The 17,760-nt window shown below is 62.7% G+C and carries 23 protein-coding genes; 21 read left to right on the top strand and 2 right to left on the bottom strand.

Features of this window, described 5'->3' with window-relative positions; genetic code table 11:
• Positions 1-99 precede the first annotated feature (99 nt).
• Both C380_RS01755 and hemB read right to left on the bottom strand, forming a co-directional pair.
• On the bottom strand, positions 100-1,344 hold the full coding sequence (locus C380_RS01755; protein WP_015012178.1) for a magnesium transporter CorA family protein: 1,245 nt from the start codon (positions 1,342-1,344) through the stop codon (positions 100-102).
• A 58-nt stretch (positions 1,345-1,402) separates the two neighbouring features.
• Positions 1,403-2,410: a porphobilinogen synthase gene (hemB, locus tag C380_RS01760; protein ID WP_015012179.1), complete on the bottom strand. Its 1,008-nt coding sequence runs from the start codon at positions 2,408-2,410 to the stop codon at positions 1,403-1,405.
• A gap of 288 nt (positions 2,411-2,698) precedes the next feature.
• Between hemB and C380_RS01765 the strand changes: the two genes are divergently transcribed.
• The 21 genes from C380_RS01765 (at position 2,699) to C380_RS01865 (ending at position 17,727) form a co-directional block, all read left to right on the top strand.
• Positions 2,699-3,127 carry a CopD family protein gene (locus C380_RS01765; protein ID WP_015012180.1) on the top strand — a complete coding sequence of 143 codons (429 nt, stop codon included), beginning with the start codon at positions 2,699-2,701 and terminating at the stop codon, positions 3,125-3,127.
• Positions 3,128-3,145: 18 nt separating this feature from the next.
• Positions 3,146-4,249: a VanZ family protein gene (locus tag C380_RS01770; protein ID WP_015012181.1), complete on the top strand. Its 1,104-nt coding sequence runs from the start codon at positions 3,146-3,148 to the stop codon at positions 4,247-4,249.
• A 98-nt stretch (positions 4,250-4,347) separates the two neighbouring features.
• Positions 4,348-4,707: a ferredoxin gene (locus C380_RS01775; protein ID WP_015012182.1), complete on the top strand. Its 360-nt coding sequence runs from the start codon at positions 4,348-4,350 to the stop codon at positions 4,705-4,707.
• Between the two features lie 87 nt (positions 4,708-4,794).
• Complete coding sequence (locus tag C380_RS01780) at positions 4,795-5,445, top strand: alpha/beta hydrolase (RefSeq protein ID WP_015012183.1); 651 nt, start codon at positions 4,795-4,797, stop codon at positions 5,443-5,445.
• A 97-nt stretch (positions 5,446-5,542) separates the two neighbouring features.
• Entirely contained in the window at positions 5,543-6,712 is a 1,170-nt protein-coding gene (locus tag C380_RS01785; RefSeq protein ID WP_015012184.1) for a D-alanyl-D-alanine carboxypeptidase family protein, read from the top strand.
• Positions 6,713-6,983: 271 nt separating this feature from the next.
• Positions 6,984-7,361: a 30S ribosomal protein S12 gene (rpsL, locus tag C380_RS01790; RefSeq protein ID WP_015012185.1), complete on the top strand. Its 378-nt coding sequence runs from the start codon at positions 6,984-6,986 to the stop codon at positions 7,359-7,361.
• Positions 7,362-7,536: 175 nt separating this feature from the next.
• Positions 7,537-8,010, top strand: a complete 474-nt coding sequence (gene rpsG / locus C380_RS01795) for a 30S ribosomal protein S7 (RefSeq protein WP_005798541.1) — start codon at positions 7,537-7,539, stop codon at positions 8,008-8,010.
• Positions 8,011-8,157: 147 nt separating this feature from the next.
• Positions 8,158-10,260 carry an elongation factor G gene (gene fusA / locus C380_RS01800; RefSeq protein ID WP_015012186.1) on the top strand — a complete coding sequence of 701 codons (2,103 nt, stop codon included), beginning with the start codon at positions 8,158-8,160 and terminating at the stop codon, positions 10,258-10,260.
• A gap of 142 nt (positions 10,261-10,402) precedes the next feature.
• On the top strand, positions 10,403-11,593 hold the full coding sequence (gene tuf / locus C380_RS01805) for an elongation factor Tu (protein ID WP_015012187.1): 1,191 nt from the start codon (positions 10,403-10,405) through the stop codon (positions 11,591-11,593).
• 24 nt (positions 11,594-11,617) lie between these two features.
• Complete coding sequence (rpsJ, locus tag C380_RS01810; RefSeq protein ID WP_005796953.1) at positions 11,618-11,929, top strand: 30S ribosomal protein S10; 312 nt, start codon at positions 11,618-11,620, stop codon at positions 11,927-11,929.
• 220 nt (positions 11,930-12,149) lie between these two features.
• On the top strand, positions 12,150-12,824 hold the full coding sequence (gene rplC, locus C380_RS01815) for a 50S ribosomal protein L3 (RefSeq protein ID WP_015012188.1): 675 nt from the start codon (positions 12,150-12,152) through the stop codon (positions 12,822-12,824).
• On the top strand, positions 12,824-13,444 hold the full coding sequence (gene rplD / locus C380_RS01820) for a 50S ribosomal protein L4 (protein WP_008906425.1): 621 nt from the start codon (positions 12,824-12,826) through the stop codon (positions 13,442-13,444). The genes rplC and rplD overlap by 1 nt, the downstream gene beginning before the upstream one ends.
• Positions 13,441-13,755 carry a 50S ribosomal protein L23 gene (rplW, locus tag C380_RS01825; RefSeq protein WP_007847815.1) on the top strand — a complete coding sequence of 105 codons (315 nt, stop codon included), beginning with the start codon at positions 13,441-13,443 and terminating at the stop codon, positions 13,753-13,755. The genes rplD and rplW overlap by 4 nt, the downstream gene beginning before the upstream one ends.
• A 2-nt stretch (positions 13,756-13,757) precedes the next feature.
• Positions 13,758-14,582 (top strand): 50S ribosomal protein L2, encoded by an 825-nt coding sequence (rplB, locus tag C380_RS01830; protein WP_008906426.1) that lies wholly within the window; start codon positions 13,758-13,760, stop codon positions 14,580-14,582.
• Between the two features lie 10 nt (positions 14,583-14,592).
• A complete protein-coding gene (rpsS, locus tag C380_RS01835) occupies positions 14,593-14,868 on the top strand; it encodes a 30S ribosomal protein S19 (protein ID WP_010467177.1) in 276 nt (91 codons plus the stop codon).
• A 9-nt stretch (positions 14,869-14,877) separates the two neighbouring features.
• Complete coding sequence (gene rplV, locus C380_RS01840) at positions 14,878-15,210, top strand: 50S ribosomal protein L22 (RefSeq protein ID WP_007847806.1); 333 nt, start codon at positions 14,878-14,880, stop codon at positions 15,208-15,210.
• Positions 15,211-15,225: 15 nt separating this feature from the next.
• Positions 15,226-16,107: a 30S ribosomal protein S3 gene (rpsC, locus tag C380_RS01845; protein ID WP_015012189.1), complete on the top strand. Its 882-nt coding sequence runs from the start codon at positions 15,226-15,228 to the stop codon at positions 16,105-16,107.
• Between the two features lie 2 nt (positions 16,108-16,109).
• Entirely contained in the window at positions 16,110-16,526 is a 417-nt protein-coding gene (gene rplP / locus C380_RS01850) for a 50S ribosomal protein L16 (protein ID WP_015012190.1), read from the top strand.
• Positions 16,527-16,543: 17 nt separating this feature from the next.
• The gene (gene rpmC / locus C380_RS01855) at positions 16,544-16,741 is read left to right on the top strand and encodes a 50S ribosomal protein L29 (protein ID WP_015012191.1); all 198 of its coding nucleotides are present in this window, start codon (positions 16,544-16,546) and stop codon (positions 16,739-16,741) included.
• A gap of 9 nt (positions 16,742-16,750) precedes the next feature.
• Positions 16,751-17,020: a 30S ribosomal protein S17 gene (gene rpsQ, locus C380_RS01860; RefSeq protein WP_015012192.1), complete on the top strand. Its 270-nt coding sequence runs from the start codon at positions 16,751-16,753 to the stop codon at positions 17,018-17,020.
• A 197-nt stretch (positions 17,021-17,217) separates the two neighbouring features.
• Positions 17,218-17,727, top strand: coding sequence for a peroxiredoxin (locus C380_RS01865; protein ID WP_015012193.1), 510 nt, complete (start codon positions 17,218-17,220; stop codon positions 17,725-17,727).
• Positions 17,728-17,760 lie beyond the last annotated feature (33 nt).

The raw sequence follows: 17,760 nt of genomic DNA on the forward strand, positions 1-17,760 counted from the left end.
GCAAGGGCCGCCCCGCCGCACTGGCGGTGTCCCCCTTCCCGAATCGCGCCAGCGAGTCGAGAGAAGGGGGAAGGCCCGAAGGGCCTCAGGGGGATGTTCCTATCTTGTCCTGGCCAGATACCGCTTGCGCCAGAACAGCAGCACCAGGGCCACCGCGATGAACACCATCGACCCCATGGCCCACCAGAACCCATCGGCCTTGTGCACCAGGGGGATGAACTCGAAGTTCATTCCGAAAATGCCCGCAATCAGGTTCAGCGGCAAAAACACGGCCGTGAGCGCCGTGAGGGTGCGCATGATGTCGTTGGTGCGGTTGCTCTGCACCGAAAAGTGCATCTGCACGGCGGTTTCGGTGCTCTGCTCCAGGCGCCGCACGTGGTGCACCACGCGCTCGATGTGCTCCAGCACGTCGCGGCTGCGCACCTTGAGCAGGTCCAGCTCGCGCAGGCCCGCCGGGGTGTCGGGCAGGGCCCAGGTTTCCAGCGCGTCGATCCAGTCCTGCACGGCGGTGCGCTGGTCTTCGCAGATCTCGTCGAGCATGTGCAGCGACAGGCGCGCTTCGAGCAGCGAGGTCCAGTTCACGTACCGCGCGCGGGGCTTGAGCAGTTCGGTCTGCCAGTGGTCCAGCTGGCGGGTGAGCTCGCGGCGCAGGTCCAGGTAGCCGTCCACCATCTGGTTGACCACGCGCAGCATCAGGTCGGCGGGGCTGGTGGGCAGGCGTGCGCCCGAGATCGGGCTGCTGCGGCCCTCGCCCATGCCGGGGCTGGCGTGGGCGTTGCCGTGAGCGTGGCTGGCGTTGTTGGCGCTGCTGGTTCCGTTGCCGATTCCATTGCTGTTGGCCGGGGTGGCTGCCAGCAGCCGCGTCGCGTAGGCATCGCGCACGGCGCAGTCGGTGGGGTGCACGGTCAGCAGCAGCTGGTCGAACACCGCAAACCCCACGGGGCTGGTGTCGATGCGCCGCAGCACGGGCGGGCCGCTGCGCTTGGCGGGGGCGTGGGGGTTGTCGGGCTCGGTTGCCACGGCTGGTGTGGCGGGCGCAGCCGTCACCAGCTGCTCGGGCGGCGCAGCATCGCCCTGCACCGTGGCCAGGCGGCGGAACACCAGCAGGTCGTACTGCGAGGTGTAGTCGTAGTGCGAGGGCAGCTGCGCGTTGAGCAGGTCGGACACATGCAGGTCCACCAGCTGCAGCCCGATCAGCGCCTGCAGGCGGCCCTGGATCTCGGCCAGCCGCGCCTGGAAGGCCGGACGGGCGCAGGCCACCCAGAGAAAGCCCTGCGCCGGCATCTGGGCGGGCAGGGCGGTCAGCTCCTGCACGCCGCTGCTGTGGATGTGAAAGATGCGCATGGACACCGTTTTCAGTCAAAAGCGCCCGTGGCGCCAGTGGAATATGCGCTGACAGCTATTATTTTTGTAGCTTGCGTGCCACGTCGCGCGCAAAGTAGGTCAGCACGCCGTCGGCGCCTGCGCGCTTGAAGGCCAGCAGGCTTTCCATCATCACGGCATCGTGGTCCAGCCAGCCGTTGGCGGCGGCGGCCTTGATCATGGCGTACTCGCCGCTCACCTGGTAGGCGAAGGTGGGCACCTTGAACTCGTCCTTCACGCGGCGCACGATGTCCAGGTAGGGCATGCCGGGTTTCACCATCACCATGTCGGCGCCTTCGGCGATGTCGATGGCCACCTCGCGCAGGGCCTCGTCGCTGTTGCCCGGGTCCATCTGGTACACGTTCTTGTCGGCCTTGCCTAAAGCGCCGCGCGTGCCCACAGCGTCGCGGAACGGGCCGTAGAAGGCGCTGGCGTACTTGGCGCTGTAGGCCATGATGCGGGTGTGGATGTGGCCCTGCACTTCCAGCGCCTCGCGGATGGCGCCGATGCGGCCGTCCATCATGTCGCTGGGCGCGACGATGTCCACGCCCGCCTCGGCATGCGTGAGCGCCTGGCCGGTGAGGATCTCCACCGTCTCGTCGTTGATGATGTAGCCGGTCTCGTCCAGCACGCCGTCCTGGCCGTGGCTGGTGTAGGGGTCCAGCGCCACATCGGTCATCACGCCCAGGTCGGGAAATTCCTTCTTCAGCGCCCGCACCACGCGCGGGATCAGGCCGCTGGGGTTCAGGGCTTCCTTGCCGTCCGGTGTCTTGAGCGACGGGTCAATCGCCGGGAACAGCGCCAGCACCGGGATGCCCAGGCGCACGCAGTCTTCGGCCACGGGCAGCAGCAGGTCCAGGCTCAGGCGGTCCACGCCGGGCATGGAGGTCACGGCCTCGCTGCGGTTGGTGCCCTCGTGCACAAACACGGGGTAGATCAGGTCGTCGGTGGTAACCACGTTCTCGCGCACCAGGCGGCGGGTGAAGGCATCGCGGCGCAGGCGGCGGGGGCGGTTCTGGGGGAAGGGGGCAGGGCTTTGGAGGTGCATCATCGGATTATGAAGCCCTCCCTGTGGCGCTGTGTACCGGCTCGCGCCCCGGTGGCAGGGGGACGTGCGGCGGTGGTTGGCGCTTTGGGCGCGCTGTGGAAAAGCCGCTTGTAACCGCCCAGGCCCAGTGCTAGATTGGTGCCGGGCGGCTTGCCGCCCCCCGCTTTTCCTCCCTGAGCGGGACCTGGGCTGCAGCCATGCGGCACAGGCTTTCCCGGCCCGGCGGATCTGCCGGGCTTTTTTTTGGGGTTGTCCCGTCAGAGTGGCGTAGGCCCGTAAACTGCCCCCATGCTCTGGGTCAAAGCCTTTCACATCGTTTTCGTGGCCAGCTGGTTTGCGGGCCTGTTCTATTTGCCGCGCATCTTCGTCAATCTGGCGATGGTGGCGCCCGGCTCGGCCGCCGAGCGCGACCGCCTGCTGCTCATGGCGCGCAAGCTGATGCGCTTTACCACCCTGCTGGCCGTGCCCGCCATTGCGCTGGGGCTGTGGCTGTGGCTGGGCTACGGCATTGGCCGGGGCCCGGGCAATGGCTGGATGCACGCCAAGCTGGCCGTGGTGGTGCTGGTCATCGGCTACCACCACGCGTGCAGCGTGCTGCTGCGCAAGCTGGCCGACGGCACCAGCCGCCGCAGCCATGTGTGGTTCCGCTGGTTCAACGAAGCACCGGTGCTGTTGCTGCTGGTGGCCGTGGTGCTGGTGGTGGTCAAACCCTTCTGACGGAGACGCAGAGGGCGCATGCACAAAACCTCTGCCTGGCCGCTCGCGCTGACGTACACGGCGCTGATCGTTTTTGCCAGCCTGTTCCCGTTCGACGGGTGGCGCGAACAGGGCATTGACCCCCTGGTCTTTTTGTTTGCGCGGATCCCCCCGCCGTACTGGACGGGGTTTGACGTGGTCACCAACCTCGTGGGTTACGCGCCCCTGGGCTTCCTGCTGGTGCTGGGCCTGCTGCGCTCGGGCTGGCGGCATGTGCTGTGGGCGGTGGCGCTGGCCACGCTGGTGGGCACGCTGCTGTCGCTGTGCATGGAGTTTCTGCAGATCTACCTGCCCCGGCGTGTGCCCTCCAACCTGGACCTGGTGCTCAACGCGCTGGGCACGTTGGCCGGTGCGTTGAGCGCCGCGCTGCTGGAGCGGCTGGGCGCGCTGGACCGCTGGAGCAACTTCAGGGCGCGCTGGTTCGTGTCCGACGCGACCGGCGGCATGGTGCTGCTGGCGCTGTGGCCGCTGGCGCTGCTGTTTCCGGCCGCCGTGCCGTTTGGCCTGGGCCAGGTGCTGGAGCGGCTGGAGGCCGCACTCATCGACCTGCTGGCCGATACGCCGTTCCTGGAGTGGCTGCCCTTGCGCGAGACCGAGCTGGACCCGCTGTCGCCCAGTGGTGAGCTGCTCTGCGTCACCCTGGGGCTGCTGATTCCCTGCCTGCTGGGGTATTGCGTGATCCGCCAAATGGGGCGGCGCGCCCTGTTTGCGCTGGCGGTGGTGGGGGTGGGCATTGTGCTGACTGCGCTGTCCGCCGCACTCAGCTGGGGCCCCGTGCACGCCTGGGAGTGGATGGACCTGCCCGTGCGCGTGGGCGTGTGGGCGGCGCTGGCGTTGGCCCTGCTGATGCTGGCCCTGCCGCGCCGTGCCTGCGCTGCCGTGCTGCTGCTGGCGCTGACCTGGCACCTGGCACTGCTGAACCAGGCGCCCACCAGTGCCTACTTTGCCCAGACGCTGCAGATCTGGGAGCAGGGCCGGTTCATCCGTTTTTATGGCCTGGGCCAGTGGTTGGGCTGGCTGTGGCCCTATGTGACGCTGCTGTATGTGGTGTTTCGGGTGTCGCGGCGAGAGGGCGGGGCCTGAGACGCCGGGCTACGGCCTCTGGCGTTCTGTATGGCCGCGCAGGGGTTTGGGGCTGCGCTCCGCCCGGTCTGGAAGGTGGGTGTCCTTAAAATGCGGGGATGAGCGACACCCCTTCCGCACCGGCCGCAGCGCCCGGTTACTACCAGCGCCACATCTTCTTTTGCCTCAACGAGCGCACCAACGGTGAAGACAGCTGCGCCCACCACAACGCGCAGGCGGGTTTTGACCGCTGCAAGGCCCAGGTCAAGGCCGCCGGGCTGGCGGGTGCCGGCAAGGTGCGTGTGAACAAGGCCGGTTGCCTGGACCGCTGCGCGGGCGGCCCCGTGGCCGTGGTCTACCCAGAGGGCACCTGGTACACCTATGTGGACGCGGCGGACATCGACGAAATCGTCGAATCGCACCTCAAGAACGGCCAGGTGGTGGAACGCCTGGTCACGCCCGCGGAACTTGGCCGCTGAGCGCGGCTCCATCCCTGTCTTGGAACGATTTTGGCAGCAGGCGCCAGTGGATCATGCCCCTGTTGCTATTGATTGAGTAGCAAATCCGTGAATGCCCAGACCGAACGCCTGACCCTGTCCGGCCCCGCAGGCGCCATCGAGGCCGTGCGCGACAGCGCCACCCTGGCCGATGGCGCGGCGCCCCGCGGCGTCGCCATCATTGCCCACCCCCACCCGCTGTTTGGCGGCACCATGGACAACAAGGTGGTGCAGACCCTGGCGCGCGCGTTTGTGCAGTGTGGCTGGACGGCGGTGCGCTTCAACTTCCGCGGCGTGGGCGCCACGGCCGGCGTGTACGACGAAGGCCGGGGCGAGTTGCAGGACCTGCTGGCCGTGGTGGAGCAGGTGGCGCCCGCCGCTGTGGGCCAACCCCTGGCGCTGGCGGGGTTTTCTTTCGGGGCGTTTGTCACCAGCCACGCCCTGGAGGCCCTCTGGCCCACGCAGCGCGTGGAAAAGGCCGTGCTGGTCGGCACGGCCGCCAGCCGCTTCACGGTGGCCCCGGTGCCGCCCGACGCCCACCTGCGCACGCTGGTCGTGCACGGCGAGCAGGACGACACCGTGCCGCTGTCGGCCGTGATGGACTGGGCCCGGCCCCAGATACTGCCTGTCACAGTCGTCCCCTCGGGCGGTCATTTCTTTCACGGACAATTGCCGCTTCTGAAGAACCTGGTGGTCCGCCACCTGCAATCGGGCGCCTGAGGGGCGCCGCCCGGACCGGCTCCGGCCGTCTGCCGTCCTCCCTCTGCCGCCTTTTCTCCCATCCTTTTTTCGAGCCTCTCCAGCCCCCTCCTGCCCCATGAAACGAATCCTGTCTGCGTTGCGATCCCTGGCCGTCTTTGCTGCGGTGGCCCCGGCTGCCTTTGGCGCTTTTGCCCAGGCGCCCCAGCCCCCCGAAATCGCCGCGCGCACCTACATGCTGGTGGATGTCACTGCCAACCAGGTGCTGGCCGCCAAGGACATCGACGCGCCGGTGGAGCAGGCCTCGCTCACCAAGCTCATGACGGGCTACCTGGTGTTTGACGCGCTGCGCTCCAAGAAGATCTCGCTGGACCAGAAGCTGCCCGTGAGCGTGCGCGCCTGGAAGATGCCCGGCTCGCGCATGTTCATCGACCCCAAGATGCAGGTGCCGGTCGAAGACCTGATCAAGGGCATGATCGTGCAGTCTGGCAACGACGCCACCATGGCCCTGGCCGAAGGCGTGGGCGGCACGGCCGAGAACTTCGTCAAGCTCATGAACGACCAAGCGCAGGCGCTGGGCATGAAGGGCACGAGCTACAAAAACCCCGAAGGCCTGACCGAGCCCGGCCACACTACCACGGCGCGCGACCTCTCCGTGCTGGCCATGCGGCTGATGAAGGACTTCCCGGAGTACATGCACTATTACTCCACCAAGCAGTACAGCTACCCCGGCACCCCGGCATCGAACGGCAGCAACCGCAATTCGCTGCTGTTCCGCGACCCCACGGTGGACGGCCTCAAGACCGGCCACACCGCCGCTGCGGGCTACTGTTTGGTGGCTACGTCCAAGCGTGAATTCCCCGGTGTGGGCCAGCGCCGCCTGCTGTCCATCGTGCTGGGTGCCGCAAGCGAAAACGCGCGCGCGAACGAAAGCCAGAAGCTGCTGAACTGGGGCTACACCGCGTTCGAGGCGGTCAAGCTGTTTGACGCTGGCAAGCCGGTTGCAACGCCAGCCGTCTGGAAGGGCACTGCAAGCACCCTCAAGATCGGCCGCGAAGAAGCCATCGTGGTGGCGGTGCCGTCCGGCAGCGCCGGCAAGATCACCACCCAGATCGCCCGCCCCGATCCGCTGGTCGCGCCCTACACCAAGGGCCAGGCCATCGGCACCCTCAAGGTCATGCTGGGCGACCAGTCCATCGGCGAAGTGCCTCTGGTGGCGCTGGAGGCCGTGGAGCAGGCCGGCATCCTGGGCCGTGCATGGGACGCCATTCGCCTCTGGATCAGGTAACGCCGGGTTGCAGAAGTAAAGTAAGCCAACTACTTCTGAAACCATAGCTGGCTGCGCAGGTCCGGCAAGCGCCGGGCCTGGTTTTGGCCTCTGTTTTTGCAGCCAATACCTGCCAGTTACCGGAATCGCAGCAGGTGCCTTGGGTCGCCGCAAGCCGCAGCAGGCTTGCCTTCCAGGGGGCATCCTGCTACATTAGAAGGCTTTTCGGAATTTCCGAAGGGATTCACGTTTTCGCTTTCACGAAGCAAATTCACGTTTAGGGACGTATTTCATGCCAACCATTAATCAACTGGTCCGTCAGGGGCGCGAGGTCGAAAAGACCAAGTCCAAGAGCCCTGCGATGGAAAACTCTCCACAGCGCCGTGGCGTGTGCACCCGTGTGTACACCACGACGCCTAAGAAGCCTAACTCCGCTCTGCGTAAGGTCGCCAAGGTGCGCCTGACCAACGGTTTTGAGGTGATCTCCTACATCGGCGGTGAAGGCCACAACCTGCAAGAACACAGCGTGGTGCTGGTTCGCGGCGGTCGTGTGAAGGACTTGCCCGGTGTGCGTTACCACATCGTGCGTGGTTCGCTGGACTTGCAAGGCGTGAAAGACCGCAAGCAAGCCCGCTCCAAGTACGGCGCGAAGAAGCCAAAGGCCAAGTAAGCCCTGGCCCTTTCGGTCTGAAGAATTTTCGGTGCTGTTTTTCCGCGTGGCGCGGAGTTGCAGCGTAGTGACCCCAAACGCAGGTGTTCTGCGCGGGTCGAGTAAGTGGGAGTCCAGAGATTGGCTCTCGCGGTGTCTGAAAAGATGCCAACTGAAGCAAAGATAGAGGTAAAAAATGCCACGTCGTCGCGAAGTCCCCAAACGTGAAATCCTGCCGGATCCCAAGTTCGGCAATGTAGAGCTGTCCAAATTCATGAACGTGATCATGGAAGGCGGCAAGAAGGCGGTTGCAGAGCGCATCATTTACGGCGCCCTGGAGCTGATCGAGAAGAAGCACCCCGATAAGGACCCTCTGGAAGCCTTCACCGTTGCCATCAACAACGTGAAGCCCATGGTGGAAGTGAAGTCCCGCCGCGTCGGCGGTGCCAACTACCAGGTGCCTGTGGAAGTGCGTCCCGTCCGTCGTCTGGCCCTGTCCATGCGCTGGATCAAGGAAGCCGCCCGCAAGCGCGGTGAAAAGTCGATGGCCCAACGCCTGGCCAACGAACTGCTGGAAGCCACCGAAGGCCGTGGCGGCGCCATGAAGAAGCGTGACGAAGTGCACCGCATGGCCGAAGCCAACAAGGCATTCAGCCACTTCCGCTTCTAAAACGCGGATTTGCCCTGATATAGGCCCAAGGCTGCTGGCGTTTTGCCTGCAGCCTTGTGTCGATTTCAGGCAGTCACAAAATTGACGGGTTGCAGCGCCAGAATGCTGGGCCCGCCCCCGAAAACACGAACCATCCAAGGATCCACCATGGCTCGCAAGACCCCCCTCGAGCGTTACCGCAATATCGGTATCTCGGCCCACATTGACGCTGGCAAGACCACCACAACCGAGCGTATTCTTTTCTACACCGGCGTGAACCACAAGATTGGTGAAGTGCACGACGGCGCGGCCACCATGGACTGGATGGAGCAAGAGCAAGAGCGTGGCATCACGATCACCTCGGCGGCTACCACCTGCTTCTGGAAGGGCATGGACATGTCCTTCCCCGAGCACCGCATCAACATCATCGACACCCCCGGCCACGTGGACTTCACGATTGAAGTGGAGCGTTCCATGCGCGTGCTGGACGGCGCCTGCATGGTGTACTGCGCCGTGGGTGGCGTGCAGCCCCAGTCGGAAACCGTCTGGCGCCAGGCCAACAAGTACAAGGTGCCTCGTCTGGCCTTTGTGAACAAGATGGACCGTACCGGTGCCAACTTCTTCAAGGTCGTGGACCAGATGAAGCTGCGCCTGAAGGCCAACCCTGTGCCCATCGTGATCCCGATCGGTGCTGAAGACAACTTCAAGGGCGTGGTCGACCTGCGCAAGATGAAGGCCATCATCTGGGACGAAGCCTCCCAGGGCATGAAGTTCACCTTCGAAGACATCCCGGCAGACCTGGTCGAAGTGGCCAAGGAATGGCGCGAGAAGATGGTCGAAGCGGCTGCTGAAGCCTCCGAAGACCTGATGAACAAGTACCTGGAAGAGGGCGATCTGTCGGAAGAAGAGATCACCCAAGGCCTGCGCACGCGCACCATCAACGGCGAAATCCAGCCCATGCTGTGCGGCACGGCGTTCAAGAACAAGGGTGTGCAGCGCATGCTGGACGCCGTGATCGAACTCATGCCTTCGCCCCTGGACGTGCCTCCCGTGCCTGGCTTCGACGAAGACGACAAGGAAGTCACCCGCAAGGCGGACGACAACGAGAAGTTCTCGGCCCTGGCGTTCAAGCTGATGACCGACCCGTTCGTGGGTCAGCTGACGTTCGTGCGTGTGTACTCCGGCGTGCTCTCCAAGGGCGACACCGTGTACAACCCTGTGCGTGGCAAGAAGGAACGTATCGGCCGTATCGTGCAGATGCACGCCAACGAGCGCCAGGAAGTGGACGAAATCCGCGCCGGTGACATCGCTGCTTGCGTGGGCCTGAAGGACGTGACCACGGGTGAAACCCTGTGTGATCCCGCCGCCGTGGTGACGCTGGAGCGCATGGTGTTCCCCGAGCCTGTGATCCGTCAGGCTGTGGAACCCAAGTCCAAGGCCGACCAGGAAAAGATGGGCATCGCCCTGTCGCGCCTGGCTGCAGAAGATCCATCGTTCCGCGTGCAGACCGACGAAGAATCCGGCCAGACCATCATCGGTGGTATGGGCGAGCTGCACCTCGAAATCATCGTGGACCGCATGAAGCGTGAATTCGGCGTGGAAGCCAACGTGGGCAAGCCCCAGGTGGCCTACCGCGAAACCATCCGCAAGACGGTGGAAGAAGCCGAAGGCAAGTTCGTGCGCCAGTCCGGTGGTAAGGGTCAGTATGGTCACGTCGTGCTCAAGATCGAACCCAACGAAGCCGGCAAGGGCATCGAGTTCGTGGACGCGATCAAGGGCGGTGTGGTGCCTCGCGAATTCATCCCAGCGGTGGAAAAGGGTATCAACGAAGCCGTGACGCAAGGCGTGCTGGCTGGTTACCCCGTGGTGGACGTCAAGGTCACGCTGCACTTCGGTTCGTACCACGATGTGGACTCGAACGAACTGGCGTTCAAGATGGCTGCCATCTTCGGCTTCAAGGAAGGTTGCAAGAAGGCCGGTCCGGTCATTCTGGAACCCATGATGGCCGTGGAAGTGGAAACGCCTGAAGACTACGCCGGTAACGTGATGGGTGACCTGTCCAGCCGTCGCGGCATGGTGCAAGGCATGGACGACATGGTCGGTGGCGGCAAGGCCATCAAGGCTGAAGTGCCCCTGTCCGAAATGTTCGGCTACTCCACGACCCTGCGCTCCATGTCGCAAGGTCGCGCCACCTACACGATGGAATTCAAGCACTACAGCGAAGCACCTCGCAACGTGTCTGAAGCCATCATGGCAGCACGCGCCAAGTAATTAAGCATTTCGCCCGGGCCGTTTTGGTCCGGGCTTTGTTTTGTCTGCGATCCGGTGCCACTCTGTTCCCTGTGCGGAGTGAATCAGCAACCAGATGCAGACGTAAAACCACTACACAGGGATTGCTCTTTGGAGAATTGAAATGGCAAAAGGTAAGTTTGAACGCACCAAGCCCCACGTGAACGTGGGCACGATCGGTCACGTGGACCATGGCAAGACGACGCTGACGGCGGCTATCGCCACGGTGCTGTCCTCCAAGTTCGGCGGCGAAGCCAAGGCCTACGACCAGATCGACGCTGCGCCCGAAGAAAAGGCCCGCGGTATCACGATCAACACCGCCCACGTGGAATACGAAACGGCCAACCGCCACTACGCCCACGTGGACTGCCCCGGCCACGCCGACTATGTGAAGAACATGATCACCGGCGCTGCCCAGATGGACGGCGCTATCCTGGTTTGCTCCGCTGCTGACGGCCCCATGCCCCAGACCCGCGAGCACATCCTGCTGGCCCGCCAAGTGGGCGTGCCTTACATCATCGTGTTCCTGAACAAGTGCGACATGGTGGACGACGAAGAACTTCTGGAACTCGTCGAAATGGAAGTGCGCGAACTCCTGGACAAGTACGACTTCCCAGGCGACGACACCCCCATCATCCGTGGCTCCGCCAAGCTCGCCCTGGAAGGCGACAAGGGCAAGCTGGGTGAAGAAGCCATCATGAAGCTGGCCGAAGCCCTGGACACCTACATCCCCACGCCTGAGCGCGCTGTGGACGGCGCCTTCCTGATGCCTGTGGAAGACGTGTTCTCCATCTCCGGCCGCGGCACCGTGGTGACCGGTCGCGTGGAACGCGGCATCATCAAGGTCGGCGAAGAAATCGAAATCGTGGGTATCCGCGACACGCAAAAGACCACCTGCACCGGCGTGGAAATGTTCCGCAAGCTGCTGGACCAAGGCCAAGCTGGCGACAACGTCGGCCTGCTGCTGCGCGGTACCAAGCGCGAAGACGTGGAGCGCGGCCAAGTGCTGTGCAAGCCCGGCTCGATCAAGCCCCACACCCACTTCACGGCTGAGGTGTATGTGCTGAGCAAGGACGAAGGCGGCCGCCACACTCCTTTCTTCAACAACTACCGTCCCCAGTTCTACTTCCGCACGACCGACGTGACTGGCGCCATCGAGCTGCCAGCCGACAAGGAAATGGTTATGCCTGGTGACAACGTGTCGATCACTGTGAAGCTGATCAACCCCATCGCCATGGAAGAAGGTCTGCGCTTCGCTATCCGCGAAGGCGGCCGCACCGTGGGCGCTGGCGTCGTGGCCAAGATCATTGCTTAATCATAAGCAGAAAAGGAACTTGCCATGTCCAAGCAAAAAATCCGCATCCGCCTGAAGGCGTTTGACTACAAGCTGATCGACCAGTCCGCTGCCGAGATCGTTGACACCGCCAAGCGCACCGGCGCCATCGTCAAGGGTCCCGTGCCCCTGCCGACGCGCATGAAGCGTTTCGACATCCTGCGTTCGCCCCACGTCAACAAGACCAGCCGCGACCAGCTCGAAATCCGCACGCACCAGCGTCTGATGGACATCGTGGACCCTACGGACAAGACCGTGGACGCCCTGATGAAGCTCGACCTGCCCGCTGGCGTGGACGTCGAAATCAAGCTGCAGTGATGTAGCCGTAGCTGCTGCAAGGCGGGCTCCTCCGCCTTGTGGTGACTGACATAACGCGAACTTGCTTGAAAAAGCGGTTCGCGTTATACTTTAGGGCTTCGCCTAATTTGCGTGCGTTTTCGCGCGTCGGTGGGTGGAGTTTTAATAACCCTCTTTCATGCACGCGAGTGCAACGCCGTGGCCAATTGAAGTTGCGGCGGTGGAAGTTTTGGAGAAACAAATGAGTCTGAGCAACTCCCTCGGGTTGCTGGGTCGCAAAGTGGGCATGATGCGTCTGTTCACCGATGATGGGGACGCAGTGCCTGTCACGGTGGTGGATGTGTCCAACAACCGCGTTACCCAGGTCAAAACCCAAGAGAACGATGGCTACGTGGCCCTGCAGGTCACGTTCGGTTCGCGCAAAGCATCGCGCGTGACCAAGCCAGAAGCCGGCCACCTTGCTAAGGCAGGTGTGGAAGCCGGTGAAATCATCCAGGAATTCCGCGTGACCGCAGAAACCGCCGGCAAGTACGCCGCGGGTGCTGCAGTGCCTGTGGCTGATGTGTTTGCTGTCGGCCAAAAGGTGGACGTGCAAGGCACCTCCATCGGTAAGGGCTACGCCGGTACCATCAAGCGTCACAACATGAGCTCGCAGCGCGCGTCGCACGGTAACAGCCGTTCGCACAACGTGCCTGGCTCGATCGGTATGGCACAAGACCCCGGTCGCGTGTTCCCCGGCAAGCGCATGACGGGCCACCTCGGCGATGTCACCAAGACCACGCAAAACCTCGATGTCATCCGCATCGACGAAGCGCGTCAACTGCTCTTGATCAAGGGCGCGATTCCGGGCTCCAAGGGTGGGTTCGTGACCGTGCGTCCCGCCATCAAGGCCAAAGCCTCCAAAGGAGCGAACTAATGCAGCTCGAACTCCTGAATGACCAAGGCCAAGGCGCATCCAAGCTGGATGTTCCCGAAACCGTGTTCGGTCGTGAATACAACGAAGATCTGGTGCACCAGATCGTGGTGGCCTACCAGGCCAACGCACGCCAAGGCACTCGCGCCCAGAAGGACCGCGAGCAAGTCCGTCACTCGACCAAGAAGCCTTTCAAGCAAAAGGGTACGGGTAACGCACGTGCAGGTATGACTTCCTCGCCACTGTGGCGTGGGGGCGGTCGGATTTTCCCGAACATGCCTGACGAAAATTTCACGCAGAAGATCAACAAGAAGATGTACCGCGCCGGTATGTCTGCCATCTTGTCGCAGCTGGCCCGCGAAGGCCGTCTGGCTGTGGTCGACTCGCTGAAGCTTGACTCCCCCAAGACCAAGGTCCTGGCCGACAAGTTCAAGGCGATGAACCTGCAATCGGTGATGGTGATTGCCGACGAAGTGGACGAAAACCTGTACCTGGCCTCGCGCAATCTGGTGAACGTGCTCGTCGTTGAGCCCCGTTACGCCGATCCCGTGTCGCTGGTGCGTTTCAAGAAAGTGCTCGTCACCAAGGGTGCAATCGACAAACTCAAGGAGATGTTCGCATGAGCACACTCAAGTTTGACGAAGGTCGTCTGATGCAAGTTCTGGTCGCTCCCATCGTGTCCGAAAAGGCCACCATGGTTGCTGAGAAGTCCAATGCAGTGACGTTCAAGGTGCTGCAGAACGCTACCAAGCCCGAAATCAAGGCCGCTGTGGAATTGATGTTCAAGGTGGAAGTCAAGGGCGTTTCTGTGGTGAACACCAAAGGCAAGACCAAGCGTTTCGGCAAGACTGTCGGCCGCCGCGACAATGTTCGCAAGGCATACGTCACGCTGCAGCCAGGTCAAGAGCTGAACCTCTCCGGGGAGGCCGCGTAATCATGGCTGTCGTTAAGATGAAACCTACCTCGCCCGGCCAACGTGCCGTGGTGAAGGTCACGCGTGACCACCTGTACAAGGGTGAAGCTTACGCCCCCCTGCTGGAGCCACAATTCCAGAAGGCCGGCCGTAACAACAATGGTCACATCACCACCCGCCACAAGGGCGGTGGCCACAAGCACCACTACCGTGTGGTGGACTTCAAGCGCAACAAGGACGGCATTCCGGCCAAGGTTGAGCGCATTGAGTACGACCCCAACCGTACGGCCCACATCGCTCTGGTGTGCTATGCCGACGGCGAACGTCGCTACATCATCGCTCCCCGCAACCTGGAAGTGGGCGCAACCCTGCTGTCCGGTTCGGAAGCCCCGATCCGCGCTGGCAACACGCTGCCTATCCGCAACATCCCCGTGGGTTCGACCATCCACTGCATCGAGCTCAAGCCCGGTGCCGGTGCTCAGATCGCCCGTTCGGCAGGTGCTTCGGCAACGCTGCTGGCCCGCGAAGGCGTTTACGCTCAAGTGCGTATGCGCTCCGGCGAAGTGCGCAAGATCCACATCGAATGCCGCGCCACCATTGGTGAAGTGGCCAACGAAGAGCACAGCCTGCGCCAACTGGGCAAGGCCGGTGTGAAGCGCTGGATGGGTATTCGTCCTACGGTTCGCGGCGTGGCCATGAACCCTGTGGATCACCCTCACGGTGGTGGCGAAGGCCGCACCGGCGAAGGCCGCCATGCAGTCGATCCTTGGGGCAATCTGACCAAGGGTTATCGCACCCGTAACAACAAGCGCACACAGATCATGATCGTGTCGCGTCGCAAGAAGTAAGGGGTAACAGATGACTCGCTCTCTCAAAAAGGGTCCATTTGTTGACCATCACTTGCTGGCCAAGGTCGAAAAGGCCGTTGCCACCAAGGACAAGAAACCAGTCAAGACCTGGTCGCGTCGCTCCATGGTTCTGCCCGAGTTCATCGGTCTGACCATCGCCGTGCACAACGGCAAGCAACACGTGCCGGTCTATGTCACCGACCAGATGGTGGGCCACAAGCTGGGCGAATTCGCCCTGACGCGCACCTTCAAGGGTCACCCCGCTGACAAAAAAGCGAAGAAGTAAGGAACGACCATGTCTGAAACACGTGCAGTCCTCCGGGGCGTCCGTCTGTCGGTCGACAAGGGCCGTCTGGTCGCCGACCTGATCCGCGGCAAGAAAGTGGACCAGGCTCTGAACATCCTGAACTTCACGCAGAAAAAAGCTGCGGGAATCGTCAAGAAGGTTCTGGAGTCGGCCATCGCCAACGCCGAACACAACGATGGCGCTGACATCGACGAACTGAAGGTCAAGACCATCTACGTCGAACAAGGCACCACGCTCAAGCGCTTCACCGCGCGCGCCAAAGGCCGCGGCAACCGCATCAGCAAGCCCACGTGCCATGTGTACGTGACGGTTGGCAACTAAAGGCTCGGGAAGACTATGGGACAGAAAATCCATCCTACCGGCTTCCGCCTTGCGGTCAGCCGCAACTGGTCCAGCCGTTGGTACGCCAGCAACCGCGACTTCGCGGGCATGCTGGCCGAAGACATCAAGGTGCGTGAGTACCTGAAGGCCAAGCTCAAGAATGCGGCTGTGTCGCGCATCCTGATCGAGCGTCCTGCCAAGAACGCCCGCATCACCATTTACTCGGCACGTCCTGGTGTGGTGATCGGCAAGAAGGGCGAAGACATCGAGAACCTGAAGAAGGAACTCGCGTCGCGTCTGGGCGTGCCCGTCGCAGTGAACATCGAAGAAGTGCGCAAGCCTGAAATCGATGCCAAGCTGATCGCCGACAGCATCACGCAACAGCTCGAAAAGCGCATCATGTTCCGCCGCGCCATGAAGCGCGCCATGCAGAACGCCATGCGTCTGGGTGCCCAGGGCATCAAGATCATGTCGTCCGGTCGTCTGAACGGTATCGAAATCGCTCGCTGCGAGTGGTACCGTGAAGGCCGCGTGCCACTTCATACGCTGCGTGCGGACATCGACTACGGCACCTCTGAAGCCAAGACCACCTACGGTGTGATCGGCGTCAAGGTCTGGGTCTACAAGGGTGACACGCTGGGTCGTAACGACCTGCCAGCCGTGGAAACGCCTCGTCCAGACGAAGAGCGCCGCCCACGCGGTCCACGCCGTGACGGCCGCCCAGGTGGCGATCGTCCAGGCGCCGGCCGTGGCCCACGTCGTCCTGTCGGTGGCAACACCGCTCCGGCCGACGGCAGCGACAAGCCAGCGGAAGCTGGTGGCGCTGATAACAATGCCGTTAAGCGCGTACGCAAGGTCGCCGCGCCCGCTACAGCAGCGGACGGTAAAGGAGAATAAAGATGCTGCAACCTGCTCGCCGTAAATACCGCAAGGAGCAAAAGGGCCGTAACACTGGCGTCGCAACGCGGGGTGCCTCCGTTGCCTTCGGTGATTTCGGTCTGAAGTGCACCGATCGTGGCCGTCTGACGGCCCGCCAGATCGAAGCTGCACGCCGTGCGATTTCCCGTCACGTCAAGCGTGGCGGCCGTATCTGGATCCGCGTGTTCCCGGACAAGCCAATCTCTACCAAGCCCGCAGAAGTGCGTATGGGTAACGGTAAGGGCAACCCCGAGTACTACGTGGCTGAAATCCAGCCCGGCAAGATCGTGTTCGAAATCGTTGGCGTGCCCGAAGAACTGGCCCGCGAAGCGTTCCGCCTGGCTGCCGCCAAGCTGCCGCTGCGCACCACGTTCGTCAGCCGTCACCTCGGCGCGTAATTCAGGAGACCATGAAAATGACCAAAGCTACTGAACTGCGCCAAAAAGACGTTGCTGGCATCGAAGCCGAAATCAAGGCGCTGCAAAAAGCCCACTTCGGCCTGCGCATGCAAAAGGCTACGCAGCAACTGGGTAACACCAACACGCTGCGCACCACCCGCCGTGATATCGCACGTGCCAAGACCATCCTTGCTGAAAAGCAAGCCGCCAAGTAAGGAGCCCATATGACGGAACCTAAAAAATCCCTCAAGCGCACCTTGATTGGCAAGGTGGTCAGCGACAAGCGTCAAAAGACTGTGACCGTGCTGGTCGAGCGTCGTGTGAAGCACGAGCTCTACGGCAAGATCGTTGCGAAGTCGAGCAAGTACCACGCCCACGACGAAAAGGGCGAGTACAAGCTGGGCGACGTGATCGAAATCACCGAGAGCCGTCCGCTCTCCAAGACCAAGAACTGGGTGGCTACCCGCTTGGTGCAAAAGGCCGGTCTGCTGTAATCAGCTTTCCAAGCCTGCTCCGGGGGCGCAAACCCCTGGGCGGCAAGGCCCTTCAAAACGACCCACAATGTGGGTCGTTTTGCTTTGTGGGCCTCCTTTTGATGCGAACGGTGCACAGGCCGTGTCCAGGAGGAGTTTTGCAAGGCATGGCGTTCTCGGGTTTCAACACCCCATCCCAACATCCCAAGGAGAAAACAATGATCAAAGTCGGTGACACCCTGCCCGCAGCCACGCTGATGGAATATTCCGAAGTCGAGGGCGAAGGCTGCAGCATCGGTCCGAACCCCGTAGCGGTCGACAAGGCCACGGCCGGCAAGACGATTGCGCTGTTTGCCCTGCCTGGTGCCTTCACGCCCACCTGCTCGGCCAAGCATGTGCCCGGCTATGTGGAGAAGGCTGCCGAGTTCAAGGCGGCCGGTGTGGACGAGATCTGGTGTGTGAGCGTGAACGACGCGTTCGTGATGGGTGCCTGGGCCCGCGACCAGAAGACCGATGGCAAAGTGCGCATGCTGGGCGACGGCAGCGCCGCCTTCGCACAAGCCACCGGCCTGACTCTGGACCTGACCTCGAAGGGCATGGGCCTGCGCAGCAACCGCTATTCGATGCTGGTGCGCGATGGCAAGGTGGTGACGCTCAACGTCGAAGCGCCAGGCAAGTTTGAAGTGAGCGACGCTGACACCCTGCTGGCCCAGGCCAAGGCGGCGTGACGCGCCACTGATTGCTATTGAATCGATAGCTGC

Source organism: Acidovorax sp. KKS102, assembly GCF_000302535.1.
Classification (GTDB): domain Bacteria; phylum Pseudomonadota; class Gammaproteobacteria; order Burkholderiales; family Burkholderiaceae_C; genus Acidovorax.

What these genes read in the sequence shown, in the direction of transcription:
- rpsJ (WP_005796953.1), top strand. Translation starts at nt 11,618, where the DNA reads ATGTCCAAGCAAAAAATCCGCATCCGCCTGAAGGCGTTTGACTACAAG.
- rplV (WP_007847806.1), top strand. Translation starts at nt 14,878, where the DNA reads ATGTCTGAAACACGTGCAGTCCTCCGGGGCGTCCGTCTGTCGGTCGAC.
- C380_RS01785 (WP_015012184.1), top strand. Translation starts at nt 5,543, where the DNA reads ATGAAACGAATCCTGTCTGCGTTGCGATCCCTGGCCGTCTTTGCTGCG.
- C380_RS01770 (WP_015012181.1), top strand. Translation starts at nt 3,146, where the DNA reads ATGCACAAAACCTCTGCCTGGCCGCTCGCGCTGACGTACACGGCGCTG.
- rplD (WP_008906425.1), top strand. Translation starts at nt 12,824, where the DNA reads ATGCAGCTCGAACTCCTGAATGACCAAGGCCAAGGCGCATCCAAGCTG.
- C380_RS01775 (WP_015012182.1), top strand. Translation starts at nt 4,348, where the DNA reads ATGAGCGACACCCCTTCCGCACCGGCCGCAGCGCCCGGTTACTACCAG.
- rpsS (WP_010467177.1), top strand. Translation starts at nt 14,593, where the DNA reads ATGACTCGCTCTCTCAAAAAGGGTCCATTTGTTGACCATCACTTGCTG.
- rplP (WP_015012190.1), top strand. Translation starts at nt 16,110, where the DNA reads ATGCTGCAACCTGCTCGCCGTAAATACCGCAAGGAGCAAAAGGGCCGT.
- fusA (WP_015012186.1), top strand. Translation starts at nt 8,158, where the DNA reads ATGGCTCGCAAGACCCCCCTCGAGCGTTACCGCAATATCGGTATCTCG.
- rpmC (WP_015012191.1), top strand. Translation starts at nt 16,544, where the DNA reads ATGACCAAAGCTACTGAACTGCGCCAAAAAGACGTTGCTGGCATCGAA.
- C380_RS01765 (WP_015012180.1), top strand. Translation starts at nt 2,699, where the DNA reads ATGCTCTGGGTCAAAGCCTTTCACATCGTTTTCGTGGCCAGCTGGTTT.
- rpsL (WP_015012185.1), top strand. Translation starts at nt 6,984, where the DNA reads ATGCCAACCATTAATCAACTGGTCCGTCAGGGGCGCGAGGTCGAAAAG.
- rplW (WP_007847815.1), top strand. Translation starts at nt 13,441, where the DNA reads ATGAGCACACTCAAGTTTGACGAAGGTCGTCTGATGCAAGTTCTGGTC.
- rpsG (WP_005798541.1), top strand. Translation starts at nt 7,537, where the DNA reads ATGCCACGTCGTCGCGAAGTCCCCAAACGTGAAATCCTGCCGGATCCC.
- rplB (WP_008906426.1), top strand. Translation starts at nt 13,758, where the DNA reads ATGGCTGTCGTTAAGATGAAACCTACCTCGCCCGGCCAACGTGCCGTG.
- rpsQ (WP_015012192.1), top strand. Translation starts at nt 16,751, where the DNA reads ATGACGGAACCTAAAAAATCCCTCAAGCGCACCTTGATTGGCAAGGTG.
- C380_RS01755 (WP_015012178.1), bottom strand. Translation starts at nt 1,344, where the DNA reads ATGCGCATCTTTCACATCCACAGCAGCGGCGTGCAGGAGCTGACCGCC.
- rplC (WP_015012188.1), top strand. Translation starts at nt 12,150, where the DNA reads ATGAGTCTGAGCAACTCCCTCGGGTTGCTGGGTCGCAAAGTGGGCATG.
- hemB (WP_015012179.1), bottom strand. Translation starts at nt 2,410, where the DNA reads ATGCACCTCCAAAGCCCTGCCCCCTTCCCCCAGAACCGCCCCCGCCGC.
- rpsC (WP_015012189.1), top strand. Translation starts at nt 15,226, where the DNA reads ATGGGACAGAAAATCCATCCTACCGGCTTCCGCCTTGCGGTCAGCCGC.
- C380_RS01865 (WP_015012193.1), top strand. Translation starts at nt 17,218, where the DNA reads ATGATCAAAGTCGGTGACACCCTGCCCGCAGCCACGCTGATGGAATAT.
- tuf (WP_015012187.1), top strand. Translation starts at nt 10,403, where the DNA reads ATGGCAAAAGGTAAGTTTGAACGCACCAAGCCCCACGTGAACGTGGGC.